A 25,971-nucleotide genomic window follows, 5' to 3' on the forward strand; every position below is an offset into this window, starting at 1 on the left:
GAAGGCCAAGAATAACACTTGCAATCGCCGTCCTCCTCTGCAACACCTTGGCTGCGTCCACCTGTTTGAGGGTTAGGTCCAGAAGTTCATCAGGTGAATGTTTCGTCGGTGAGGGTTCTGGCTGATCAAAATTCAGTGACCACTCAGTTATTACCGAAATGAATACGAAAATGTATGTGGGGAACCTCCCCTTCAGTGCCACCGATGTTGATCTGCGCGATCTCTTCGCCCAATTCGGCGGCGTTACCGATGTCTTCCTGCCGATGGATCGCGAGAGCGGTCGCCCACGTGGGTTCGCCTTCGTCAGCATGGACACACCGGAAGCGATGACGGCAGCCATCACTGGCCTGAACGGCAAAGACTTCGGTGGTCGCTCCCTGACGATCAATGAGGCTCGTCCGAAAGAAGAACGCCCAGCCTTCGGTGGCGGTGGCGGCGGCGGCAGCCGTGGTGGTTACGGCGGCGGCGGTGGTGGCGGCGGCGGCAGCCGTGGCGGCTACGGCGGTGGTGGCGGCGGCGGTGGCCGTGGCGGCTACGGCGGTGGTGGCGGCGGCGGCGGTGGCCGTGGCGGCAAAAGCTGGGACCGTGACCGTGGTGGCAAGGGCGAAGGCGGCGAACGCTGGTAATCGCTCAGTGGCCTAGCCAATGAACAAATTTGAAGGCGGAACCCTCACGGGTTCCGCCTTTTTGCTTTGAAACCACTTTCCCACTTTCTGGGAGTCTGATGGCGGTCACGTGATACATGGAGCCAATCCTCGAAACAGATTCCCGGAACTCTCAGCCTTGTTGGCTCTGCTGGTGCCTTTAGGCAATGCTTTGGAGCCTCGGTGTTTCCAAGAATCGCCTAAAGGCTATACACCAGCAGAACGAATGGGATATTGGCCGCTGCCCAGCATGAACTCAGGGCATTTCGGCAATCCTTTTGGGATACACAAAAAACCCGTGCCCCTCCGCAATGAAGACGGACACGGGTAAAAAACGAGCTACCAAGAGGTGCCCAGATCCCAGCGGCCGGCGAGGCTCAGCAGTTCTGGCCGCATCGGCCATTCATCCGGCCGGGCTTCCTGACCTTCGTGCCGCTGGCTGGCCCCTTTCAGCATCATACAGCCAGTGTTATCCCCGATCTGGCGGATGATTTCCACCTCTTCGGCACTGAGCACATCCTCAGCGGGCAGAGCTGCAAGTTCGGCCAGCTTACTCTCGATGCTCTTTGCGCCCTCATAGGCTTCCTGAATGAGGGTGGGAACCACACTTTTCACAGGCTCCTGGGCCAGATCCCAAAGACAGGCGAGCTGAATCATCGTGAGACCATGCTTATCGGCGATATGGCGGATCTTTTCCATCTTTTCACCGGCATGCTCCACCCACCCAGCAGGGCGGTGGGTGCGGTGGTCGCCATCGCGGAATTTGTGCCCAGGCTTCACATCGTCGTGGAAGATGCCGCCGTAGTCCACCACACGGGTCAGGATATCCACCCCATGCTTTTTCGCTGCTGGCAGGACATGCTGGCCCGGCCACGGCTCAAGCGGATTTAAGATAATCATCGCCCAGTCCATGCGGTCGCCGAAACGCTCAAAACAATCAATCATGTCGAGCGTGAAACCATTGGCAGGGCCGGGAGCGATGCCCAGGCGATCCGTCAACCCCTTGTCCTTCAGGGCGACGAGGCCGTCCCAGACAGCTTCGCTGGTATAACCCACGGTGTCGGGATTGTGCAGCATGAGGAGGTCGAATTTGCTGGCTCCACAGCGCTTCAGGGACTGCTCCGTCGCCATGGTGAGGTAGCTGCCGTACTGATCTGGCTGGTGCAGGCTGGCCTCGGTGAAACGGGGATAGCCTTTCGCCCCTGAGCGAAGCCCTTCATAGAAATCATGACCGACCATGCCGACCAGGCAGTATTCATCACGCGGCAGACCCTGAAGCGCCTGGCCCAGCATGGAGTCGGCGCGGCCTGCGCCATAGACATCGGCGGTGACAAAGGTGCGGACGCCCTGTTCGAAGGCGCTGCGGATCAGTGTGATGTAGCGTTCATCATCCATCATTTCACCGAAGTGCATGAATTTGCCGCCACTCCAGGTGCCGTAAGCTGTGCGTGTGAGGTTCATAGGGGGTTGGGGGTCTGCAGTTGTAAGGTCAGGAAAGAAAATCGGAAGCTGCGAGGGGGGATCTTGCAGAGTCTGCACAAGTCAGCAAGGACAGACGTCTTCTGCGCAAAATCGGACTCAATGACGTACACGAAAAAAGGGCAGGCCCTGCGGACCTGCCCTCAAAAACACCATCAACAATGAAAATTAGATCAGACCAGCTTCTTTCAGAGTCTTGAAAGCACCGTTCTTGTCCATCGTCTTCAGCGCACGGGCTGTCAGCTTCACATTGACCCAGGTATTGAGCTCAGGGACGAAGATGCGCTTGTGGCGAAGGTTCGGGTAGATCACACGCTTCACACGTTTGGTGATGTGCTTACCGATACCACCTTCCTTCTTAGCTTTACCGCTGCGATGAATGTGGTGGCCGCGGGTGACGCCAGCTCCGGTGATTTGACAGACTTTAGCCATGTGAGTGCTCCTTGAAAAAAAAATTGGGGCGCGATAGTAGCTGAGGACGCGGTTGCGTCAACCTCAGAAACATATTTTTGCGCCGAGGGGGGTTAATAATTGAAGATTTCGCCGTCCTTGAAGAACCGCTTCAGCTCGACTGCGGCTGCTTCGGGAGAATCGGAGGCGTGAACGACGTTGGTCATTTTGTCGCTGCCGAAGTCACCACGGATGGTGCCTTTCGGTGCGGCTTTCGAATCCGTTGGGCCCAGGAGGTCGCGGACGTGGGAGATGACATTTTCTCCACCCAAGGCCACGGCGATCACAGGCTTGCTCTTCATGAAGTTGGCGACTTCAGGGAAGAAGGGCTTGTCGGCGATGTGGGAGTAGTGGTCCTTCAGCAACTCATCGGTGAGCTGGATCATTTTAATGCCGCGCACTCGGAAGCCTTCGGCCTCCAGACGCTTGAGGACTTCGCCGTTAAGACCTTGGGCGACGCAGTCGGGCTTCAGCAGGAGGAGGGATGTTTCTTGAGCCATAGGGTGGGGGTTGGAAAAAGGGCGCGAAAGGTGCTGTCCATGTGCCGTGGAGTCAAGCGAGAAGCAAAAACAGCTCCTCGATCAACAGCAGCGCGCCCCGTCTCGCCCCGCTTTCCTCAGGTCCCCACAATGTCGTGAATCTCGATCAGATACATCTGGCGCCCCTTGTTGTGTGGGGAGTCAATGCAGACCAAGCGCCCATCCCGACTGCTGCGAGGGTGGGTATCGCAACGCCACTCGCCGGTGTAAAAGGCCGGGCTGTAAAAGTGGCCCAGATCCACACGGCTGTCGGTCGGGATGTGATAAAGGTAGGGCGTCTGCATGCGCTCCTTGTCCGGATAGCAGTCATTCAGCACCCACTCATTGTTCGTGTGTGGGACGTAGGTGTTGTGGCCGTTGCGGGGCATTTTGTCCTTACCCACCACTTCCACCTCCCGGGTTTTGTCCTTGTAGAGGTAAAAGCGATCCCCGTGGCTGGGGTGGTAGGCCCAGGCAAAGACGTGCTGCGGATCCCGCCAAACGAAGTGGGAGGTCTTACCCAGAGGATCCAGCACGTAAAGGTCGGTACCATCGGCCTTGGCGGTGAAGAGGCGGGTATTGAAAGTCTTGTCCCCATCCCCCTTCCAGCGGTGCAGGAAAATGAAGCGGCTGCCATCCGGCGAGAATAACAGATGATTGAACCAATGCTTCGCATTCGGGCTGAAGCCTCCCTCGTAGGGGATAGCCGCCGCCTGGGCGAAGGTGATAATGAGCTTTTGCTCTCCCGTTTCCATGTTGATCTTCCAAATGCCGGCGTCTTCCGGGACCAGGACATCCTTGTTAGGGTCTGGAACTCCCGCGTAACCATAGCCGGGCCGAGTGTCATTCAGCCGGCGGAAATCCGGCGCAATGCCCCATTTGCCATCCGGGCTGAGGTTGTACACGGGGTTAGGAAGCGTGCGCTTTTTCTGTGTCTTCACATCCAGCAGGTGGCAGACGAACTGGCCCTCCACCCGGTCATTCCACATGACGGTGCTTTCCTCTCCTGGCACCCACTGCAGCATGCAGCCCTGCTGCCAGTTCCAGGCACGGGATTCGCCAAGTTCGATCCATTTGTCGCCTTCCTTCAGGTCCACCATGCCCACCTTGATCACATCTTCCGCTGTCGGGGAGCGGTGCTCAAAGTCCACCTCATTGCTCAAGACATAGCGGTTGTCTGGGCTGAACTGGTCCTTGTCATAATAAGCGAACCAATGATGCTTCGGCCCTCGGGTGATCTGGCGGACCTTGATACTATCTGCCGCCTGGGTGGACAAGCCGAGGCGAGAAGCAAAAAGGGCGGTGACAGAGGTTTGGAAAAAGTGACGGCGGCTGGTCATGATTAGAGGAGTAAAACGAGACTGCGCAGGATTGTCGAACTGAAAGACTCTTCACTCCTGCCTAGTTTGCTCCGCGCTTTTTGCGAAGACGAAGCCAGTCCATAAGTGCCCGCAGGAAAATGGTCAGGGCGAAGACCAGCCAGACTGGAGCAAAGGGGCTAATGCCATTGCTCTGGCACACCTTCCAAAAGCTGCTTTGCCGACTGCCGAGGAGAAAATCATAGGGGCGATCAAGCATCACCAGAATAGAGATGTACTGGTGTTCCGGCAGCCCTGTCGAAAAGTTCCGCGTGTAATGTTTGCCCTCAATCTCCAGCGTGTAGCGGTAAACGGCGTGTGCTTTCCTACGGGGCTCAACATACTCATCCAAGCGGGTCACAAAGGCCGTTTTTTCAATCCCACGTCGCCAAAACGTAGCGACCTTGATGAGATCTGGCAGGATCATCGCGCAACTTGCCAGCAAGACCCCCGCAGCCATCAAGAGTCCTGCTAAAGATGAAAAAGGAGAGGACCTGCGAGGAGCAAATGACATGGCTACGGAATGTTCTTCAATGCATATCGGGACTGAGTTCCAAAACAAGACTCTATTCCTCCGCAAAGTCCCTGCCCTGCCCCGCTAACAAACACTGCTTGCGTTTTCCACGATTCATGGAATCCTGCGAACCGGTTTTTAACCGCTTCCCCACTTGGGGCCGAAGTTTGACATGTAGCCCGCCAGGATCTGGTGGTGATCCCGTCTCCTCTCACAGAGACGCCCTTACTGCGACAGGTTGCCCGCTCACGGAAGCCTACCTGCCGGTACGTAACATACATGGAAAAGACATTCGCAGATCTCGGCCTTTCGCCCGAGCTAATGAAAGCTATCGAGGCCCAGGGCTTCGAACAACCCTCCCCCATCCAGGCCCAGGCCATTCCCGTGGCCCTCACCGGTCGTGACGTCGTCGGCCAGAGCCAGACCGGCTCCGGCAAGACCCTCGCCTTCGGCCTGCCTGCCGTGGACCGCATTGATGCCAGCAGCCGTGACACTCAGGTGCTCATCATGTGCCCGACACGTGAGCTGGCCATGCAGGTCTGTGCAGAAATCCACAAGGTCGCCTCTTTCAAAGACGGTGTCCGTGCTACTCCCATTTACGGCGGCTCTTCCTATGACCGCCAGATCCGCGCCCTGCAGATGGGATCGCAGATCGTCGTCGGCACCCCCGGCCGTATTCTGGACTTCGTGGACCGCGGCACCCTCCGCCTGGACAACCTGAAGACCCTCGTCTTTGATGAAGCCGACGAAATGCTCGACATGGGCTTTGCCGATGAAATCGAGCGCCTGATGCAGGCCGTGCCGAAAGAGCGCCAGACGATTTTCTTCTCCGCCACCTTTGATCCGCGCATCCGCCGCCTGATCGACCGGTACACGAACAACCCGGCCACCATCACCATCGAACAAAAAGCGATGACGGTGCCGACCATCGAGCAGCGCTACTATGAAGTGCAGGGCCGCAGCAAGACGGAAGTGCTCTGCCGCGTGCTGGACATGGACTCCCCACGTCTCACCATCGTTTTCGCCAACACGAAGAAGGCTGTGGATGACACCGTGGACGCCCTCACCGCCCGTGGTTATGCCGCCGACCGCCTGCATGGTGACCTTAACCAGGTCATGCGTGAACGCGTGATGCGCAATTTCCGCAGTGGAAACATTGAGGTCCTCGTCGCCACGGACGTGGCCGCACGTGGTCTGGACGTGAACGACATTGACCTGATCGTGAACTTCGAGCTTCCGTATGACACGGAAGACTACGTACACCGCATCGGCCGTACGGGCCGTGCCGGTCGCAAAGGCACCGCCGTCAGCCTCGTGGCTGGCCGTGAAATTTACCTCATGCAGCGCATCCAGCGCTTCACGAATGCCAAGGTCACCCGCACCAAAGTGCCTTCCCAGGAAGAGCTGGAAGCCACCCGTGTGGACCAGAGCTTCGAAAAACTGAAGGCGACCCTGGAAGCTGGCAACTACGCCAAGCATGAGCACACGGTACAGCGCCTCCTGGACGCCGGTTTTGACCCGACCGATGTCACCAGCGCCGTTCTGGACCTTTGGATGAAGGAATTCTCCCGCGAGGGCGAGCAGATCATCGAAGACCGTGCCAATTCGCGTCCGCAGCAGCCCCAGCGTGACTTCGTCCCTAGCCAGCAGTCCGCCGTCACAGGCCGCACCGCAGCCGCTGGCGATTTCCCACCTGTGCCCCGCCCGGCTGATGCCCCGCGTGCCGAAGCCGCCCCCCGCGCCGAGTACGTGCCAGCCGCCCCGCGCGCTGCCGACGAACCTGCCCGTGACGAAGGCCCTCGCCGTCCGGATGCGCCCGCTCCTTCCTACCAGGAACCTCGCGACGATTTCGGCCCTGCGCCGATGCGTTCTCGTTCCTTTGTACAAAAAGGCCCCCGCTCCGGCATGGTGCGCCTTTTCGTCAACATCGGCGGCATGGACAATGCCCGCCCAGGCGACATCGCCGGCATGATCTACAACACGGCCAAGATTCCTAGCGGCACTCTCGGCACGATCGAAATCTTCGAGAAGTGCGCCTATGTGGAAGTTCCTGAAGACCACGTTGAAACCGTCATGACCACGGTCACCGGCACCAACTACCGTGGCCGCGACGTCCGCATGAACCTCGCCGACCGTCAGGACGGTGGTGGCGGGCAGCGCAGCACCTTCGGCCCGCGTGGTTTCGGCAGCAAGCCGAGCTACGGTGGCGGTGCGAAGCCAGGCGGCTTCCGCAAGCCTTACGGCGGCGGTGGTGGTGGTGGCGGCAAATTCGGTGGCAAACCACAGGGCGGCCCTGGCGGTGGCTTCAAAGGCCGCCGTTGGGAAGACTGATTGCGCACATGAAACAGATGCCTGCATCCGTTTCATGACACCCTGAAAACTTACTTCAAGCCCGTCCATGTCTTCATGGACGGGCTTTTTGTTAGACGGGTAAATTATACCAGCGAACCTGGGCACTTGCGGTCACGCAGAGCGACACAGATTCAATCCGGGGGTATCAATGCGTGTGATGCCTGCATCCATAGGCCATCCTGAAACACTCGCGATCTGTTCATTGGCAAAGCCGATCTGCGTCAGTTCCCTCCTGAGCTGTCATGCCTCACCGGACGGGCACGGCATTCTTTCTCGGGTAAGTTACCGCCCAATGAAAAGGCGACACTTCACTCGAACGCCCTTTTCACGAAGCCTTCAGGTCAACAAAAAGGCCAGAGACACGGGGGATTCCCGCGCTCTGGCCCAAAGTGACATTGAAGCTATTCGGCCTTCTTCTCAGCCTCAGGCTCAATGATGGTCGTCGGCAGCTCAGGGGCCACCGGTTCATCTTCAAGGACGTCTTCCTCAGGTTCGATCACCGGAGCGGCGGTCTTGTTCAGTTCGGCTTCAGCTTCGGCGGCCTCAGGGCCTTCAGCACCTTCGACAACATCCAGTTCGGCCTGCACGGCGTCCGCCGTCAGATCATCCGAGGATGGACCTGGGGAAGATTCGTTGAGCTCTTCCTGAGCCTCTAGGCTGACGCCTTCGAGTGAGCCGATGTGAGAAACTTCTTCAGACACGGGAACGTCCTCCGAGGCGACCTCAGAAGGAGTCTCATCCGTGGCGGTGGCGGCTTCAGCAGCCCCGGCAGAATCTTCCTCACCAGCTTCCACGGCTTTGGCCGCTTCTTTGCCCTTCTTCTCTTCCTTAGCCGGATTAGGCTCGCCCTGAACACCCAGGAAGACTATGCCGTCGCTGTATTCGATGACGTAACCTTCGTTGGTCAGCCAGCGCAGGTCTTTGAGAACCGAAATTTGATCGTCGGTAAGCTGAGGTTTGGCCTCGCCTTCAACGACGGGCTCTGTGCTAGGCACGATGGTCTCCACCAACTTAGCCAAAGGCATCCCTGGAGTGGTTTTGAGCACTTCCACAATTTTGGCCACTCGCTCGGAGAAGACCACGCCTGGATCAATCGCACGGGGTTTCACACGGCAGACAAAGAGCTTGCCCGCACGGCGCTTGAAAAGCTTCAACCCACGACGCTCGAAGCCACCGCCAAGTTTCTGGGACATTTCGAAGAGGTGCTTGCGGGCACCTTCCACCGCATTGCGGAGCATGATGCCAAGGATGTGCGTGAGTTTGGACTTTTCCTGGCTGCCAGGAATCACCACTTCACGGCCTTCGATGACGGCGTCCTCACCATGCGTGCGACGGAAGTGGGCTTCCATCTCAGCACGGCTGCTGAAAGTCACCGGCTCCGCGCCTTCGGGCTGATCCTTCACATAGACCCAGCGCTGGCCTTTGCGTTGCTGTTCCTTCCATTTGGCGACGAGGTCGGCATTCACCTCCGTGCGGACACGGCGTTTGTACTCTTCCAGCGGCATGTTGCCGAAACGTTCGCGGTGCAGGCGCAGCAGAGTCGCCTGGTAGCTGTGATGGCTTGGCGGGCCGAGGAGTTCCCCGGTCATCCCACAGACGCCCATGCTTTTGAATTCGCCTTTCGGCTCTTCGAGTTCGATTTCTTCGGCCTTATAATAAGACTCGATGGCACTGCTACGCAGGATGTGGCTCAGGGCCTCCTCACGGGTCAAAAACAAAGCACCATCGGCAGAGGTGACAAACAGGCCGCCGGCACGCTCTGGGGCGCAACTGAAGCGGGCGTGGAAACGTTCGCCCTCGGCAAGGACGAGACGCGCTGCATCAAACATGCTGAAAGCATGACCGCTGGAGCGGATGTGATTGGCTAGGGCCTCGGCCGACTTGTCTTCGGGCTCGATGATGACTTTGATGTCCTTCGGAATCTCGACCCATTCGCGCTGCGGGCGTTCTGGACCGCGATCGCGGTCGCCAAAACGACGAGGACCACCACGGTCATCGCGGCGTGGGCCACCACCCTGGCCTGGAGGGCCGTCACGGCGGGGACGAAACTCGCCCCGGCCCTGGCCACCGCCAGGAGCGCCGCCAAAGCCGCCACCATCACGGCGCGGCGGGGGGCCGCCACGGCGGTCCCCACTGCGGCGGTCTGGCCCACCTTCACGACGAGGGCCGCGGTCTTCCCGCTCCTCGTATTTGCTGAGGTTGCTTGGGGCACTCATGCCAGCGACCCAGGCGGGCATCATGCGTAAGTCAGAGAGGTCCACCATCCCAGCGGGTTTCGGGGTCGGTGTTTCAGGAGTCGCTTCAGGTTCAGTCATGACAAGGAAATCAGAGTGCGTAGTATGGCGCAACTTCGGCATTGTCGCCACCTTTGTTCGCAAACCTGAGGGATGGCTTTTTTGGCACCTGAAATCCCCAATTGGAAAACAGGTGCTTTTGGCAGGTCGCAGCCGCAGGTCAGCACCCTCAAATCATGTCCATATCCACCAGGATCTCACGCGGCTTGGCCCCTTCGCCAGGACCGATGATGCCGCGATCTTCGAGGATGTCCATCATACGGGCGGCACGGCCGTAGCCGAGCTTGAGACGGCGCTGGAAGAGGCTGGTGGAGGCTTTCTTTTCCTGGCGGATGACTTCCAGGCATTTCTCTAGAGTCTCCTCTTCTTCGCTGCTCACGCCGCCCTCACCATCGTCGTCATCACCGCCCATTTCGCCGGTTTCATCGTCCACCTTGACATCAAAAATCGGTTTTCCCTGGGCCACACAACGCTCCACCACGGCGTGGATTTCGTCATCGGTGACAAGCGCGCCCTGGCTGCGGATTGGCTGGGCACCGCCGGGCGGCACGTAAAGCATATCTCCTTTGCCCACGAGGTTTTCAGCCCCTTTGCGGTCCAGAATGACTCGGCTATCCAGTGCGCTGGAGACCTGGAAGGCGATGCGGGTAGGGATGTTTGCCTTGATGACGCCCGTGAGCACATCGGCACGCGGTGTCTGGGTGGCCACGATGAGATGAATGCCAGCAGCACGGGCCATCTGGGTGATACGAGCGATCGCGACTTCGATGTCCGCCGGGGCGGTCTGCATGAGATCGGCCAGCTCATCAATGATAACCACGATGTAAGGCAGCGTGTCGGGGATGATGAACTCCTGACTGCGGGCCCGTGGTGGGGGTGGCAGGGAATCGCCGATCCACTCGCCATTGTGATCCACCGGCAATTCCACTGGGGCGGTATCTGCCTCCAGTTCGGCAGCGACTTCGGGGTCTTCCCAGGGGGGCGTGGTGCCATCCACCAAATGATCTGCCGCTGCGGCCGCTTTGGCGAAAGCTGCAGAAACACGTACATCATCCGTCCCGGCCGAGGTTTTCACCGGCTTGGCAGGTGGGGCTTCCGGGGCAGGCTCCGGCACGGCCATGGCGGCAGCCGCTGCTTTTTTCGCCTCGTTGGCCGCCGCACGTTTGCGGTTGCGGTTGTTGAAAGTTTCGAAGTTGCGGCAGCCTTCCTGGGCGAACATCTGGTAGCGGCTTTCCATTTCCCGCACCACCCAGCGGAGGGCCAGCAGAGCCTTCTTCGGATCGGTCACCACCGGCACGGCGAGGTGCGGCAGGTTGGCGTAATTCTGCATTTCCACGACCTTGGGGTCGATCATGATGAACCGCAGTTCATCAGGGGCAAAGCGGCACAGCAGACTGGTGATGATGCCGTTGATGCAGACCGATTTCCCTGATCCCGTGGCACCAGCCACCAGCAAGTGCGGCATGGCCGCGAGGTCGCCGATGATGGTCTTGCCATACACGTCCTTGCCCAGGGCAATGGGCAGCCGTGCCTTGCCATTGGAGAACACTTCGTCTTCGAGCAGTTCGCGAATCGGCACGATGACTTTGTCGCGGTTGGCCAGCTCGATGCCCACCGTGTCCTTGCCTGGAATCGGAGCCAGGATGTTGATGCGTTCCGCACAGGTGGCACGGGCAATGTCATCATCCAGCGCTGCGATGCGGGCCACGCGCAGACCATCCACAGGTCGAACTTCGTAGCGTGTGATGGCGGGGCCGCGGGTGATGTCGCCGGCCTCGACTTTCACGTTAAAGCTGGCCAGGGCTTTGATGATTGTGTCCTGGATGGCGATGAGTTCGCGCGGATCGGTCGGCTTATGCAGCGATTCGTCCGGCCAAGACAGCAGGTCCAATTCAGGAAGCTTGTAGTCCTTGAAGCGCACGGCCAAATTGCCCAGCGTTCCGTGAGGGGCCTGCTCGAGCTTCTGAGCGCGTTTTTTCTCCCAGACGTCGGAAAGGCGGGGTTTGTCTGTGGTTTCTGTGTGGCCGCGCGAAGCGGAAGAATCGATGATCTTCGGCTTCGGCGGCTCAAAGGTGAGTCCTAGTTCAGGGGTGACCAGGGGGCCCACCGGGGCGGTCTCGGCCTTGATCTCCGCCGGGGCCTTCTTCCGCCGCGTGGGTGTAGCAGAGCTAGGCGCGTCTCCCATCTCGGCTTCGCGGGCGGCAATTTCACGGCGGATCTGATAAGTCTCCCAAGCCCGGGTGATTTCCACGCGGATGGCCTGGATGGCCTGCAGCGGGTGAATGCCGCTGGCGAGGAAAAAGCCCACTGCATAGATGCCAGCGAGCACGACGGTGGAACCCACCTTGCCCAAAAGATTGGCCAGGATGCTGCCGCCGATGAGGTAACCAAAGCCGCCGCCGCCGCCGAGAGGGGTGATGTTATCACGCTGGTTCAGAATATCCTGCACCTCAAAAATGGCCGCCGTGGTGATGACCATCAGCGCGACGCCGAGCCAGGAGCGGCCAGTGACTTTGACATTCGAAGCCAGCTTACACACGCCAAACCAGGTCATGCTGAAGGGCAGCAGATAGATGGCCATGCCCGCCAGATACAGGGAGGCCCCTGCCCCCATAGCCCCAAAACGGCCAACGAAGTTTTTGACCACCAAATTGGGCTGGTCCGTCACGCTGAGCCAGAACCAAGTGGGCAGATCCATGGGATCATAAGAAACCAGAGCCAGCAAGTACATGGCAGCGAGCACAAGCATGGCAATGCCAACTGCGTCGTTCCAAGGGCTTTCTTTTTCCTGCACACGGGCACGGGCAGGACGGGATTTTGCGAGTTCGGCAGCCATGGAAATCGGGGAGCGAGAATTAACTCAGCGAATTAGACATTCAACATTACCAAAATAAACTGGCAACTCAATCCCGAAGGTGCCGAAACGCGAATTTCCAGGTTTTCCCTGGGCAGATCAGCCCTGCACGGCCAGCCCAGCAGCCAGAAAACGCCGGGAAACGGCCACGTATTTGAGCGCGAGCTGGACATTCGCCGCCTGTTCCTCCGGTGTGAGGGTGCGCACCACACGGGCCGGGGAGCCCACCACCAGGGAGCCTTCCGGGATCACCTTGCCCTTGGTTACCAAGGCACCGGCAGCGATGATGCTGCGGGCACCAATGATGGCCCCATCCAGGATGATGGCCCCCATGCCTACCAAGACCTCGTCGCCGACTGTACAGGCATGCACAATGGCCCGGTGGCCCACGGTCACGCGATCCCCAAGGATGCAGGCATGATCATCACTCACATGCAGCACGCTGCCATCCTGCACATTGCTCTGGGCACCGACGACGATGCGGTTGATGTCACCACGAAGAACGCTGGTGTACCAGACGCTGGATTCGGCTCCCAGCTCCACTGCACCGATGACAACGGCCCCCGGAGCAATAAAAGCGCTGTCATGGACGGCAGGTTCCGTGTCAGGAATCAAGAAGTTTTTCAATGGGTCATGGCTCATGAATCCGCATAAATACAGGGGTTGAAGCGATTTTTATGTTTGACGTAAACGCGCGCTTGGAGTCTTAATCGCCGACACTTCCGCTTATCACCAAGCGCGGACAGCCTCAACTCGAACAACAACCAATACCAGCATCAACATGAACAAAGCTGAACTCCTGGAACTCGTGCAGAAGAATCTTGGCGCAGAAACCTCCAAGCGTGCCGCCGCTGACGCTCTCGAAGCCGTGCTGGAAGCACTGGCCAAGGGCATCAAAAAAGAAGGCAACGTGCAGCTCATCGGTTTCGGCACCTTCAAGGTCGCCAAGCGCGCCGCCCGCACCGGCCGCAACCCAAAGACTGGCGAATCCATGAAGATCAAGGCGTCCAAAAACGTCCGTTTCGTGGCTTCCAGCGCTCTGAAGGGTTCTCTGTAATTCCCGCCTGATTCCTCGCGAATCATTAAAGCCCCGTGTCCTCCCCGAGAGGCACGGGGTTTCTTTTTAAACTGGCGCATCGGCGAAATAAAGGCCGCCCTAGATCTAGGGCGGCCTAACGATTATTGCTTCATCAACATCCAACTTTTCTAAACTCAGGCGGTGACCATGCAGGGAGCGTGGCCATCCTTCATGCGTCCGCGAAACTCCGTGGGGGATTCGCTGGCGATTCGGCGGAAGCTGCGATTGAAGTGCGAGAGGCTCTGGAAGCCGACGTCATAGGCCACCTCTGTGATGCGTGCGGCTGGCTTCATCAGCATGCGCTTGGCTTTCTCCACCCGGGCACGATTGACAAAGTCGGTGAAGGTCAGGCCGGTGGAGCGCTTGAAGATTTTGCAGAAGTGGAAGGGGCTGACATTCACCGCACTGGCCACCACATCCAGTGTCATCGGTTCCGCCAGATGGGCATGGATGAAGATCTTGGCATTGCGCACTGCCTCGGGCTCGTGGGTGGCATGGGCAAAGAGCAGGCGGTGGGCATTCTCCCCCAGTTGCAGGGCAAAGGAACGGAGTAGAGACAGGGCGGCCTCATAACGCACAGGCTCCATCACGGGCACCTGCTGAAAATGGACCTGCGCGGTGCGGACTTCGTCGGCACTGCGGTCATCCTCCAAAAGGGCATGGGCAAGAGGGGCGAAGGTGCTGGCATTGGCCGGCTCCAGCCGCACGCCGCCCGTCTGCAACAGCGCCACAGGATTTTTCCCCACCCGCACAGGCACCAGGGTCTCCACCACGCCAGAAACGGATTTGTGGGTCACCAGGGACTCGACAAATTCCATGTCGCCCTGGGCCCGCAGGGTGAGAGGTAGCCCGGTAAGCGTGTGGAAGGCGCGCTGGTATTGCTGGAAGAGATCGCTTTCCGAAAGGGTTTCGATGAAGCGCTGGCGGCCATTGGCCTGAGAGGTGGTGGTTTGCATCGTGTTCGTCGGGTGGTTCAAGGTGACGTCCTGATGCTAACCTGCGGCCTTATGCTCCTCTATTGGGGACGGCTACGGCCTGTGCTGTGAGGGAGCACCGCAATACCGGTGTAGTGGAAACCATTAGCCCCGCGACCACCCGGCTGGCTCAGACCTTCGTCCGGCCTTCCACCCATTGCACGGCGTAGCGCACCAGTGCGGCCCCTTCGGTGATGGCCAGCTTGTCCTTGATGTGAGCCCGGTGGGCCTCCACCGTGCGGACGCTGATGCAGAGCCGCTCGGCAATGTGTTTGGTGGCCACCCCCTGGCCGATCATCTCCAGCACTTCCAATTCACGGTCGGTCAGGCTTTCCAGGCTGGCGGCCTTGGCGCGGTGGCCGATCACCTGCTCCATCATGCGGCTGGTCATGCTGTCACTGACATAGATGCCACCGGAGAGCACCTTCCGCGCAGCGGTGATGAGGTGGTCTGCAGCGGCCTCCTTCATGATGTATCCGCGTGCGCCGGCGCGCAGGGCGCGTTCGCCATACATCGCTTCGTCATGCATGGAGAGCACGAGGCAGAGCGTACCCGGATGGAGAGCCTGGATGTCCTTGAGAAGCTCCAGCCCATTTTTATCCGGCAGCGTGAGGTCAATGACCACGAGATCAGGCTTCAATTTTTCTACCGCAGCCAAGCCATCCCGCGCATTGCCAGCCTCGCCACAGACATCCAGCCCGTCTTCAGCACGAATGAGCTGGGCCAGACCATGGCGCATAATCGGGTGATCATCGATGAGGAGTAGGCGCTTCACAGGCGACCTCCGCTAACTAATTGTTTAGAAATAGCGGAGACGGGCACGCTGCATCGCACGATGGTGCCGCCAGCGTCATCCAGATCCACCGTCAGCAAGCCGCCCAGCATGCGGGCACGGTGGGTCATGGTCAGCAAGCCCATGCCGGTGCTGCGGCCGCTGACGTTGTCCGGAATGCCCACGCCATTATCACGGATGTTGAGCAGCACGTTGCCATCTTCTTCGGCGAGGGTGATTTCGATCCGTTCGGCGTGACTGTGCTTGATAGCGTTGGCCACGGCCTCCTGGGCAATGCGGAAGAGCTGTGTGGCCATCTTGTTGTCGGGAATCTCCACGGGCAGGTCGCAGCGGAACGGGCAAGCCACGCGAAAGATGCGCTCGGTCCCCTGGGCCAGATCCGCCAGGGCAGCCATCAGTCCAGAGGCATCCAGCACCACCGGCATGAGGCCGCGCGACATTTCACGGGCCTGCACATTCGCATGGGTGACGAGGCGCACAATCTCATGAAGATTTTCTGCTGCGGGGCTGCTGCTTTTGTGGAGCTGCTGATGTGCCACCTTGGCCAGGCAGCCGATGGCAGCGAGCTGCTGGCAAAGGTCGTCATGGATGTCCTGGCCGATGCGGTGCTGCTCCTCCTCACTGATTTGCAGGATTTTTTCCTCCAACTGCTTGCGGTCACTGAGGTCACGGATGATGCCGGTGAAAACCCGTCGTCCGTCCGGCAGCAGCGCCTCCCCCACGGAAAGATCCATGGGGAAAACCGTCCCGTCCTTCCGCTGGCCAACGGCCTCGCGCCCGATGCCGATAATCTTCTTCACGCCAGTCCGCAGATAGTTCTGCACGTAGCCATCATGCTTTTCGCGGTAGGGCTGGGGCATGAGCATCTTGATATTTTGCCCCACCATCTCTTCTCTAGAATAACCAAAAAGACGTTCCGTGGCGCTGTTCACCGTTTCGATCAGCCGCGAATCGCTCATCGTGATGATAGCATTCACCGCCGTTTCCAGAACGGCGCTGCTGCGTTTCTCCGAGGCTACCAAGGCTTCCCGTGTGAGCTGCAGCTCCGTCACATCCCGGCCAATGCAGAGGATGCCCGTCACCTGTCCCTCATCATTACGAATGTCAGAGTGAAACCACTCCACGTGGCGAAGCCCCCCCTCCTGGGTGATCAGGGGTTTGATGTGGCTGCGGCTGCGGTCACCGCCCTTGTTGCCACGGCACAACAGGTAGGCTGCGGCACGGTGTTCTAGAGGGATCAGGCTCGCCACCCAGTCTTTCCCTTTCAATTCGTCATCGACATAGCCGGAGAGCTTTTCCAGCCCCCGGCTCATCCATTGGATGCGCCCCTGGGTATCGAGTCCCAGCACCAGCATTCCAGCATGGTCCACAAGGCTCTGGAGGAGGGCTGGGTCGGTGATGGGGATCATGTCGTCGGCGACTCCATGTTCCTTGTCATGATCGTGTCTGTCAAGGCAGCCTCCCTTGCCGCCGCAGGAACTCTGGCAGCCGCAGCCGCCGTGATTTTTGGGTGAAGAAACGGAGGGGTGAGGGAGGCTCATGGCTCAGTTTATTCGTTGGCAAATCCCTCAGGCTTCACGGCCAGGATGGAGCATGGGGCATTGGCCACGATCTTTTCAGCCGTGGTGCCGATGAGCAGTTCACGCAGGCCCGTCTTCCCCCGTGTGCCCAGCACGACCATGTCGGCATGGGTTTCTTTAACATGGTCCAAAATGGCCTCGCGAATGTTGACACGCTCCAGCACTAGGGCGCGGGTTTTGACTTCGGGGAAATCGCGAGCCTGCTCCGCCACATACTCGGTCAGCTCCCGCTGCCAGCTTTCCACAGCCTGCGAGTCGGTGCCCAATGGCATGGGGGCCACCATGCCACCATAATCCATAGACATAGCTAGGGCAGACTGATAAACGTGCAGGCAATCCAGCGTGGCCCCATCCTGACTGGCCAAGGCCAGGGCGATGCGCACAGCATCGGTGGCATTTTGGGAAAAGTCCACGCAGGTGACGTAGTGCTTGAAAGGCCCCTGGGCATCCTCGCGCACCAGCAACACATCCAGCGGGGCTTTGCGCACGCATTTGGCAGCGATCACGCCGACACGGCCCGGATCGTTGCGCGAGCCTTTGGCCCCCATGACCAGGAGATCGGCCGCATGGACGCGACAGGATTCCGACAGTTCCGCAAAAGGGTGGCCGATCCGGACTTCCATCTCCACCTGGGCACTGCCGAGATCGGCCTCATCGACAAACTTTTTCATCCGGGCCGTCCAGTCCGCCCGGATGGTGGCCTGATCGGTGGAAAGGGCCCGCTTCAGTTCATGCACCAGGAATTCGTCCATCACATGCACCGCCGTGACGGAGGCCTGGTTCAGGGAAGCCAAGCGCACAGCCTCGCGGAGGGCATTGCGGCAGGAAGGCGTGAAATCAATCGCCGCGATGATTTTGGAATAAGGTTTCATGGTCGTCAGTGTTGGGTTGAGCATAAAGTCTCTGACCACGCATTGCCCTCCGGCGTTTGCTTTGTTCTGAGCGTGCCTTGTGCAAAAGGTGCCTTCATGCGGGGATGGGGGCCAGCCCGGCCTGCTCCGGCAGCCTCTCTTCCGCTGCTGTTCGAGGCCGGCGGAAAGTCCAGGCGACCAAGCTGAGGGTGGCCACAGAACTCAGCGGCATGAGGATGGCGGCCGCCAGCGGGCTGAGGTGCCCCATCATCCCGGCAGCCACCGTGACAAGATTGTAAGTCAACGAAAAGGCAAAGACACGCCGGGTGGCGCGACGATGGATTCGCGCCGTTTCCAGCAGCCCACTGACAAAGCCCAGGCTGTGCCCGAGGAAAAAAAAGTCGGCCTTCTGCTCCAGAAAACTGCGCCCCGTCACCGGGCTGCCAGCGCACAGCGCAGCATCAAAGGCCAGGCTGTCATTGGCACCATCCCCGACATAGAGTGTGTCATCCTTTTGGTTAGCGATCAGCCAGGCAGCTTTGTCCTCAGGCCGCATCTCTGCCTGCCAGCTTTCCGGGGGCAGGTTCAGCCGCGCGGCAATGTGGGCCACCTTGGCCGCCCTGTCACCGCTGAGTATGTGTACTCCCAATCCTCTTTGCTGGAGCCTGCGCACCTCCTCCACAGATTCAGCCCGCAGTGCGTCCCGAAAGTGGAAAGCCGCCATCATCACCCCATCCCGATGGAAACAGGCGTCCCCGCCCTGGCCACGGCCCAGGGTCCATGAATGGCCTTCGGCATCGGTCACGCTCAGCCCCTGGCCGATCTCCTCCAGAACCTCATGGCCTGGCATGGCCTGCCCAGGCCCCACAGCATCAAAGAGACTGCGGCTGACGGGATGCAAATTCCCGGTCACCAAGGTGCGCAGCATGGCCAACGATTTCGCATCTAAAGAAGCGAGCGCCTCCGGATTTTCCAAAACGGGGTTCTCCAGGGTAAGCGTGCCCGTCTTGTCAAAGACGACGCATCTCACCCGCATGAGCCTTTTCCACAAGGCCAGCGAACGAACAAAAACACCCAGCCTTTCCGCCCGTGAGGCGGCCAGATCCTCCGCCAACGGCACCGCCACCCCCAGCGCACAGGGGCAGGAGACGACAAAGATGGAGATCATGATCTGCAAAGCCGTGGCCATGCCTGCCCCCTGCCACAGCCACCAACCAGCACTGCCAATACCCAGGAGGACGACCACGGCCAGATACACACGCAGAAGCCGCTCCAGCCTCAGGTCTCTAAATTCTCCCGGCTTTCTTGCTTCCAGCAATTTCCGCAAGGTGCTGTCTTTCCAACTTTCCAAGGCCTCCGCCTCCAGACTCCGGGTACCTATGTTCAGCGCCCCGGATGGCAGGAGTTGGCCTGACGTGCGCTGCATGGATTCGCTCTCTCCATTGATCCACTCTAGACTCACCGTGGCCTGAGGATTCAGCAGCTTGCAGGCGACAGGCACAGACTGCCCCGCCTTGATGGAAAAACGCATCCCTGGCTGCAGCGCCGAAAGGGGCCGCGACCGTGTCTCATCTAGAAGGGTCACGCGATCGGGAATGGAGGTGTCGCGCATCAGCTTGCGGCGATTTCGTTCCACCGCCGCCTGCTGGGCCCAGCGACCTGTCAGCATCAAAAAGATGAAGATGGCGACAAAATCAAAATACTTCAGTCCCGGCACGCCCGCGATCCAGCCGCCCAAAGAACCCAGATAGGCAGCGAGGATGCCCAGGGCGATAGGGGTATCAATGTGCAGTGCCCCGATGCGCAGGCTGTGCCAGGCTTTCTCCATGAAGTAGCTGCCACCGACGAACATCGCCAGAGTGGCGGAGACTGCCGCGATCATGTCAAACCACGAGGCAAAGGCAAACTGGGCAGGCATGCCGAAGTAGGCAGGCAGCGAAAAGGCCATGGCATTCATGGCAAAGGCGCCACAGAGGCCCACCCGCCGCTCTAGGCCTGTCACCTGGCGAGTTTCCTCCCCGTCATGGGGAGGCCCAAGCAGATATCCAAAAGCCTGCAAGTCACGAGCAAAGGCCACGGCATCAAACATGGCCGGGGCATAGATCAGCCGGATCTCCCCCTGCAATAAATCCACATTGACCCGCAGCCCGCCCGCATGGCGGACAAAAATCCGCTCGATCAACCAGACACAGCCCACGCAGGACATGCCCTGGATGGCCAGCCGCAGCTCCACCGGTGCCGTCCGCACTTCTCCGGGAGACGTGGGCAATGTCGCGGCCTCCAGGCGGGCCAAATCAGCCAGCCATTCATAATCCCGCTCCCGCAGGGCCTGGGGAGAGACCGGCGGCAGGGACAGGCCCCCTTTCAGGTCATAAAAATGATCCAGCCCCTGCTGGTGCAGCAGATTGTGAACATAGACACAGCCCGCACAGCAGAACCCATCCTTACGGCTGGCCGGCACCGGCGTGCCACAGTGCTGGCAAACAACAGAAGATGACATCCTCTGAGACTAGGCCAGACGGCAGGGGTTGCTGCCCTCCAGTTGTCCTTCACGCCGCCGTCCTTGTGCGCCCACCCGGAAAGGGTGAAAAGTGGGTCGGCCTTCATAAGCCGGATTTTGTACCTTCAGCCTCGCGGCCCCCGGCGTGGTCATTTATCTGGTGATGTCCCGCAAGCGGTCCACCTTCCCCTGCCGAAGCAGGTGCGACTATTACCCGGAGTTATCCACCCTCTTGCGAGGGCTTGCGGCCAGGCGGGCCTTTCTCCTGTTCTGTCTTGCACCGCATGGGGTTTGTCATGCCTCCTTCATTGCTGTCGGAGCGGTGGGCTCTTACCCCGCCTTTTCACCCTTACCCTTCGGGGCCGAAGCTCCAAAAGGCGGTTTGTTTTCTGTGACACTTTCCATTGCCCTGGGTTGCCCCAGAACCTCCGACGCTTGCGCGCGGCATGCTGCCTTGTGGTGTCCGGACTTTCCTCTCGTCCGCGAGCCTCACGACTCCGACGAGCGACCACTCCGGCCGACCCGCTATCATCTTAAAGCAGCTTGCCCATTCGCCAAGCGGAATGTCGCCAGACGAATGGGCTCCGGAGGGGGAAGTCGTTTACTCAGCTTTTTTGCCCAGCTTCCTCATCTCCACCCAGCGGATGGCAAAGGAGGTGAGGGAGGTGCCTTCGGTGAGTTTCAGTTTCTGGCGGATCTTCAGCTTGTGCACATCCACGGTTTTGGGGCTGATGCGCAGGATCTCCGCGATCTGTCCAGTGCTGCGCCCTTCACCAATGAGCTGAAAGACCTCGAACTCACGGTCGCTGAGGTGATGAATGGCCCCATCGGGGCCCGGGCTGGCCCCGGAAGAGAAGGCCAGAAGGATGGTTTCTGACATGCGCTCACTGAGGGCGATGCCACCGGAGAGAATGCGGCGGAGGGCTTTTTCAAAGGCACCATGAGGGGCATCCTTCATCATGTAGCCTTTGGCACCCGCTTTCAGCGCACGCTGGGCATACAGAGTCTCATCATGCATGGAGACCACCAGGACCGGGAGATCTGGATTCAGCACACGCACATCTTTGATGAGCTCCAGCCCGTTGCGGCCCGGCAGGGTGATGTCCACCACAAGCACGTCTGGCACGTCTTTTTCAAGCATCTTCAGAGCCTCCTGGGAGTCTGGGGCTGTCCACGCGCAGGCGAAGTCTTCCAAGTTCTCGACAAACATTTTCAGCCCCTCACGCATGAGGGTATGATCATCAACGATGGCGATTCGGTGGGGCAGGTTGGGGGGGGTATTCATGCGATTTCGACGGTGGCGGTTTCTGGGTTTGCTGAAAGAGGAATGAGACACTCGACGGAGTTGACCGCGTCGTCTCCTTGGGCTGGCGGGTGGAAACTGAGGGAGGCCCCCAGGGCATCCAGGCGCTGTCGCACCAGGTGCATGCCCATCCCCTCGATGGCCGCCGAAACCGGGCGGTAGGGGCGGCCATCATGGGTGACGAGCAATCGTGCCTCCTGGGGCGTCATTTCAAAGCTGATCTCAATCCACGAAGGGTTGCCATGCTTGGCTGCGTTGGTCGCCAGCTCCTGGGCCACGCGGAAAATATGCGTGGAGGATTCCCCAGTGAGAGCTGTGTCTGTAGCCGAACATTCCACCCGGCAGGGTATTTTAAAACCACGGGTGATAAATTCACCAAGGTCAGAAAGAGCCGCGGTGATGCCGAGGGCCTCAATGCCCACCGGTGCCAGTCCGCGGGCAAAGCCACGGGCAATGCCAGTCGCCTCCGAGAGGTCATTGGCCAGTTCCGCCGCCAGCGGCTCCTGACTGCTGCCGCCGGAGCGCGCCAGGGCCGACTGCAGCACACCCGTCTTCATCAGCGCGGCGGCTAGGCGCTGGCAGAGATCGTCATGCAGGTCCATGCCGATGCGGCGGCGCTCATTTTCTGCGGTGTCCAAAAGCCGGCGCTCCAGCGTCTTGCGCTCGCTCACATCCATGGCGATGCCTGCCACGGAACACTCTTGGCCATCTGAGCCGGGCACGGCAAAGCCCCGGCAGCGCACCCAGCGAAGCTGCCCCTCCGGCGAAGCCACCCGTACCTCGATCTCCAGCCGGGGCCCCCCTCGACGAAGAGACCGCAGCATTTCCAGGCAACGGCGGCGGTCCTCCCGCACAATGGCATGCAGCCAATCCCAACGGCGAGTCACCAAACGGGCGGCCCGACGTGAAAAGACGGTGGCGTAGGCATCATTCACGAAGGCAAAGCTGCGGCTGTCATCCGGGGCCAGCCAGAAAACATCGCGCATGGTCGCGGCGATCTGGTGCAGCCGCTGTTCCGAATGGCGCAGGCGGTCATGAGTCAGCCTGACAGCCTGGGAGACCTGGGCCAGTTCATCCCGCCCCTGGATGGCGGGCATGGGCTCCGTCTCCAGCGACATTCCCTGCACCTGGCTGACGAGAGTCTCCACCCGCTCCGTCACCACTTTTTTTAACAGCAGCCAGAGCGCCAGACACCCCCCCATCAAGGCCATGGACTGAGCCAGCAAAGCATGCAGCGCCAAGGCCGAGGCCGAGGCGAGGGGCATTTCCAAATCATACTCCAGGATGACGCTTCCTTTGGCTTGTGCCAAACCTTCCCAAAAGGGGAAAATGGCCACCAAGCGCTTGTCCGGAACGCTTTCCAAGACCCGGCCTTCCATGGATTCGCGGACCAACTCCAACAGCGGCCCCACACCTGCCAGCGGGGTTTCAGCCAATGTCAGCCCACGCATCTGCTGCATGGTGGCATGGCGCACAATGTTTTCTCCGTCCACGATCAAGCCCAAGCGCAGATCTTTGTTAGTGGAGCTGTAGCTGAGTTCCAAATCTGCCGCACGGGAGACCTTCCGACGCAGCAAGTGCTGAGACATGCCTGAGAGGCGGGATCCCTCGGCAAAGGCCAGGCTTTTCATCGCAATACGCCGGCTCTGCTTGGAGCGCTCATTCAACCGCAGGGCACTGATACCAATGAGGATGCCCCCCACCACAAACAGGGACACGGAAATTTTGAACTGGAGGGAGCGCAGCAGGTGCTTCATGGCAGTTCCTCCAACAGGCTGGGGTCAAAAACCTCGCTTGGTTGCAGACGGAGAGCCGCTTGGGAGTCCTCCACCAGTCCCTTTTGCAACTCCACAAAAAGCTCGCCCAACCAGGGCTCCTCACGGCCTAACAAACGACGGTTCTGGGCCCGGTCCACACTTTCGACGTTTTTCAAAATCTGCTGAAACACTTCGCCAGACACGCCTTCACGCCGAAGCACCGGATTCAGCTTTTCGCCACCCTGAAAAAGCCGGGGCATCCACCGAAAGTGCGCCTGCATGAGTGAGATCAAGGCCTCCCGATGTTCCACCAGGGCATCAGGGTGGACGGCTAGCACCCGCACAATGGAGGCCCCGGAGAGGGAGGAATCATAGACTTTGTTTAGATTCAGGCTGCTCAGCCTCTGGCGCCAGGGTTCCGCCAGTACTACCCCATCCAGCGCGAGTTCCTGGAAAATTTCCTCTACCTCCGCAGGATTCAGCGGCACCTGCTGAACATCGGACAATTTGAGATTGGCATTTTGCAGGGCTTTGCTCAGTAGCCAGGCACCGGAGGTCCGAGGCTCATAACCAATACGGCAGCCTTTCAGCGCGGCGATGTTGCTGATGTTTCCCTTGGTCATCAGCAGATCCGCGCCCCGTGAAATGTCCGTCACCATCACAATCCGCAGCGGGTAACCCTGATGAATCTGGCGGATGACCTCATCCAAAGAAAGCACGGCGGCATCCACCACCCGGTTCCCCACCGCGCGCATGGCAGCCGAGGTCCAGTTCATCTCCACCAAATTGACTTGGCGGGAATCGAGTTCCCCGGCCTCCCTCGCCAGCACCCACGGCTCGGCGCCGGCCCACATGCCAACGGCGACCCGCAAGGGCTCCTCCTGCGGTGGAACTGGCACCTGTAGGGCGGCCCCCCAAAGAACCGCGACCAAGACCATGATGGCAATGGTGCCAAAGGATAGGAAAGGACGTTGGCTCATAATGCAGGCGGTTGGCGATGCACCATAGCCTAATCACAGAGCCCCCTTGAGGGTCAATAAGCTATACCTTTATTAAGGTCTAAAGCTCACGCCAGGATCCCTTTGACCACGTGATGTTCCTCCACCCCGGTCAGCCTTTGGTCCAGACCTTGGAATTTGAAGCTAAACCGGCTGTGGTCAATGCCCATGAGATGCAGAATGGTCGCGTTCAGGTCATTGATGTGGACTGGATCTTTGACGATGTTGTAGCTGAAGTCATCGGTCTCTCCCCACACAGACCCAGCCTTCACCCCGCCGCCCGCCATCCACATGCAGAAGTTACGAGGATGGTGGTCGCGACCATAGTTATCCTGGGTGAGGGCACCCTGGGAGTAAACCGTGCGGCCGAACTCGCCCCCCCAAACCACAAGTGTGTCATTGAGCAGCCCACGCTGTTTCAGGTCCATCACCAAGGCGGCACAGGCCTGATCGGTATCTTTGACCTGGTTGCGCAGATGTTTGGGCAGGCCATTGTGCTGGTCCCAGCCCCGATGCAGGATCTGCACCACGCGGGTGCCCCGCTCAATCAGACGCCGGGCCATGATGGCGCTGTGGGTGAAGCTGCCTGCGCGGTTCACATCTTCCCCATACATCTCAAGGGTCGCCTTGCTCTCCTTGCTCAGATCCGTCAGCTCTGGCACGCTGGACTGCATGCGGAAAGCCATCTCGTATTGGGCGATGCGGGTCTGAATCTCGGGATCGCCCACGCGGGCGTGATTGATCTCATTGAGCTGATTCAGCGCATTCAGCATCGTGCGGCGATCCCCTGGATTCACCCCCGGTGGATTCTTCACAAACAGCACAGGATCCCCCTGCCCGCGCAATGCCACCCCTGTATATTTGGTGGGCAAAAAGCCACTGCTCCACATGCGAGTGAACAGCGCCTGAGCCGCGCTTTCTGGTGGGAAGCTCGGTGTGAAAACGACAAAGGCCGGCAGGTCATTGCTCTCGCTGCCCAGACCATACGCCAGCCAGGAGCCGATGCTCGCCTTGCCCGGCACCTCATTGCCCGTCATGACAAAAGTACAGGCCGGATCATGGTTGATGGCCGTCGTATTCACCGTCTTCACCAGCGCCATTTCATCCACGATCTTTGCCGTGTGCGGCAGCAGTTCACTCACCCAAGTGCCGCTCTTACCATGCTGCTGAAATTTGAACATGGAGGGGGCCACGGCCAGCCGGGACTGGCCACTGGTCATGGTGGTGATGCGCTGGCCATTGCGCACGCTCTCGGGTAGATCTTTGTCGAAATAATCCTTCAATCCCGGTTTGTAATCCCACAGGTCCAACTGCGAGGGTGCCCCATTCATGTGCAGGTAGATCAGCCGCTTCGCCTTGGGCGCAAAGTGCGGCAGGCCCGGCATGGGCGGGTGGATCATCCCCTCCGCAGGGGCCGCCGAGGCAAAATCCCGCCCCAGCATGGAAGCCAGCGCAATGCTACCGGCACGCAGCCCCACCTGGCCGAAAAACTGGCGGCGTGTCTGCGTAAGGTGATAGTCGAGGAGCGGATCCATGGCTTCTAATACGAAGGGAGCCTTCCCAGAATATCCACGGAGGGAGAAAAACCATCCACAGAGCAGCATCCTCATGCTTTGGCCTGATTTGTCTCATGCAGAAGGTTTGGCGAAGGAAGCAGCCCCTACCTTCCGTAAT

Annotated in this window: 20 protein-coding genes and 1 other RNA gene; 3 read left to right on the forward strand and 18 right to left on the reverse strand. The window is 59.6% G+C overall.

Annotated elements, in window-relative coordinates; all coding sequences use genetic code 11:
• The first annotated feature begins 158 nt into the window (after positions 1-158).
• Complete coding sequence (locus ABEB25_RS18250; RefSeq protein WP_345737867.1) at positions 159-626, forward strand: RNA recognition motif domain-containing protein; 468 nt, start codon at positions 159-161, stop codon at positions 624-626.
• A 357-nt stretch (positions 627-983) separates the two neighbouring features.
• Here ABEB25_RS18250 and ABEB25_RS18255 read toward each other — a convergent pair whose 3' ends face one another.
• The 5 genes from ABEB25_RS18255 to ABEB25_RS18275 form a co-directional block, all read right to left on the reverse strand.
• The gene (locus tag ABEB25_RS18255) at positions 984-2,105 is read right to left on the reverse strand and encodes an aldo/keto reductase (RefSeq protein WP_345737868.1); all 1,122 of its coding nucleotides are present in this window, start codon (positions 2,103-2,105) and stop codon (positions 984-986) included.
• A gap of 186 nt (positions 2,106-2,291) precedes the next feature.
• Positions 2,292-2,555, reverse strand: coding sequence for a 50S ribosomal protein L28 (gene rpmB, locus ABEB25_RS18260; protein ID WP_345737869.1), 264 nt, complete (start codon positions 2,553-2,555; stop codon positions 2,292-2,294).
• A 92-nt stretch (positions 2,556-2,647) separates the two neighbouring features.
• Complete coding sequence (ndk, locus tag ABEB25_RS18265; RefSeq protein WP_345737870.1) at positions 2,648-3,073, reverse strand: nucleoside-diphosphate kinase; 426 nt, start codon at positions 3,071-3,073, stop codon at positions 2,648-2,650.
• Positions 3,074-3,189: 116 nt separating this feature from the next.
• Positions 3,190-4,431, reverse strand: coding sequence for a TolB-like translocation protein (locus ABEB25_RS18270; RefSeq protein ID WP_345737871.1), 1,242 nt, complete (start codon positions 4,429-4,431; stop codon positions 3,190-3,192).
• 61 nt (positions 4,432-4,492) lie between these two features.
• Complete coding sequence (locus ABEB25_RS18275) at positions 4,493-4,876, reverse strand: hypothetical protein (protein WP_345737872.1); 384 nt, start codon at positions 4,874-4,876, stop codon at positions 4,493-4,495.
• A gap of 366 nt (positions 4,877-5,242) precedes the next feature.
• On the opposite strand from ABEB25_RS18275, the gene ABEB25_RS18280 reads away from it, so the two are divergent.
• Positions 5,243-7,294 carry a DEAD/DEAH box helicase gene (locus ABEB25_RS18280; protein ID WP_345737873.1) on the forward strand — a complete coding sequence of 684 codons (2,052 nt, stop codon included), beginning with the start codon at positions 5,243-5,245 and terminating at the stop codon, positions 7,292-7,294.
• A 422-nt stretch (positions 7,295-7,716) separates the two neighbouring features.
• Here the strand turns inward: ABEB25_RS18280 and ABEB25_RS18285 are convergent, their stop codons facing one another.
• The 3 genes from ABEB25_RS18285 to ABEB25_RS18295 all read right to left on the reverse strand — a co-directional run bounded on the left by ABEB25_RS18285 (position 7,717) and on the right by ABEB25_RS18295 (position 13,105).
• Complete coding sequence (locus ABEB25_RS18285) at positions 7,717-9,630, reverse strand: hypothetical protein (RefSeq protein ID WP_345737874.1); 1,914 nt, start codon at positions 9,628-9,630, stop codon at positions 7,717-7,719.
• A gap of 148 nt (positions 9,631-9,778) precedes the next feature.
• Positions 9,779-12,445 (reverse strand): FtsK/SpoIIIE family DNA translocase, encoded by a 2,667-nt coding sequence (locus ABEB25_RS18290; RefSeq protein WP_345737875.1) that lies wholly within the window; start codon positions 12,443-12,445, stop codon positions 9,779-9,781.
• Between the two features lie 117 nt (positions 12,446-12,562).
• On the reverse strand, positions 12,563-13,105 hold the full coding sequence (locus ABEB25_RS18295; RefSeq protein ID WP_345737876.1) for a gamma carbonic anhydrase family protein: 543 nt from the start codon (positions 13,103-13,105) through the stop codon (positions 12,563-12,565).
• A gap of 139 nt (positions 13,106-13,244) precedes the next feature.
• On the opposite strand from ABEB25_RS18295, the gene ABEB25_RS18300 reads away from it, so the two are divergent.
• A complete protein-coding gene (locus ABEB25_RS18300) occupies positions 13,245-13,520 on the forward strand; it encodes an HU family DNA-binding protein (RefSeq protein WP_184209506.1) in 276 nt (91 codons plus the stop codon).
• A 155-nt stretch (positions 13,521-13,675) separates the two neighbouring features.
• Here the strand turns inward: ABEB25_RS18300 and ABEB25_RS18305 are convergent, their stop codons facing one another.
• From ABEB25_RS18305 to ABEB25_RS18350, 10 genes are all read right to left on the reverse strand, one after another.
• Positions 13,676-14,497, reverse strand: coding sequence for a helix-turn-helix domain-containing protein (locus ABEB25_RS18305; RefSeq protein ID WP_345737877.1), 822 nt, complete (start codon positions 14,495-14,497; stop codon positions 13,676-13,678).
• 148 nt (positions 14,498-14,645) lie between these two features.
• A complete protein-coding gene (locus ABEB25_RS18310; RefSeq protein WP_345737878.1) occupies positions 14,646-15,290 on the reverse strand; it encodes a response regulator in 645 nt (214 codons plus the stop codon).
• Positions 15,287-16,849, reverse strand: coding sequence for a PAS domain-containing sensor histidine kinase (locus ABEB25_RS18315; protein WP_345737879.1), 1,563 nt, complete (start codon positions 16,847-16,849; stop codon positions 15,287-15,289). The genes ABEB25_RS18310 and ABEB25_RS18315 overlap by 4 nt, the downstream gene beginning before the upstream one ends.
• Before the next feature lie 8 nt (positions 16,850-16,857).
• Positions 16,858-17,760: a universal stress protein gene (locus ABEB25_RS18320; protein ID WP_345737880.1), complete on the reverse strand. Its 903-nt coding sequence runs from the start codon at positions 17,758-17,760 to the stop codon at positions 16,858-16,860.
• A gap of 94 nt (positions 17,761-17,854) precedes the next feature.
• The gene (locus ABEB25_RS18325) at positions 17,855-20,239 is read right to left on the reverse strand and encodes a heavy metal translocating P-type ATPase (RefSeq protein WP_345737881.1); all 2,385 of its coding nucleotides are present in this window, start codon (positions 20,237-20,239) and stop codon (positions 17,855-17,857) included.
• Positions 20,240-20,327: 88 nt separating this feature from the next.
• Positions 20,328-20,764: RNase P RNA component class A (gene rnpB, locus ABEB25_RS18330), an RNA gene on the reverse strand.
• Between the two features lie 76 nt (positions 20,765-20,840).
• A complete protein-coding gene (locus ABEB25_RS18335; protein ID WP_345737882.1) occupies positions 20,841-21,524 on the reverse strand; it encodes a response regulator transcription factor in 684 nt (227 codons plus the stop codon).
• Positions 21,521-23,299, reverse strand: coding sequence for a PAS domain-containing sensor histidine kinase (locus tag ABEB25_RS18340; protein ID WP_345737883.1), 1,779 nt, complete (start codon positions 23,297-23,299; stop codon positions 21,521-21,523). Before ABEB25_RS18340 ends, ABEB25_RS18335 begins: the two co-directional genes overlap by 4 nt.
• Positions 23,296-24,279 carry an ABC transporter substrate-binding protein gene (locus ABEB25_RS18345; RefSeq protein WP_345737885.1) on the reverse strand — a complete coding sequence of 328 codons (984 nt, stop codon included), beginning with the start codon at positions 24,277-24,279 and terminating at the stop codon, positions 23,296-23,298. The genes ABEB25_RS18340 and ABEB25_RS18345 overlap by 4 nt, the downstream gene beginning before the upstream one ends.
• Positions 24,280-24,365: 86 nt before the next feature.
• The gene (locus ABEB25_RS18350; protein ID WP_345737886.1) at positions 24,366-25,832 is read right to left on the reverse strand and encodes a DUF1501 domain-containing protein; all 1,467 of its coding nucleotides are present in this window, start codon (positions 25,830-25,832) and stop codon (positions 24,366-24,368) included.
• Positions 25,833-25,971 lie beyond the last annotated feature (139 nt).

This window comes from Prosthecobacter algae (assembly GCF_039542385.1).
Classification (GTDB): Bacteria; Verrucomicrobiota; Verrucomicrobiia; order Verrucomicrobiales; family Verrucomicrobiaceae; genus Prosthecobacter; species Prosthecobacter algae.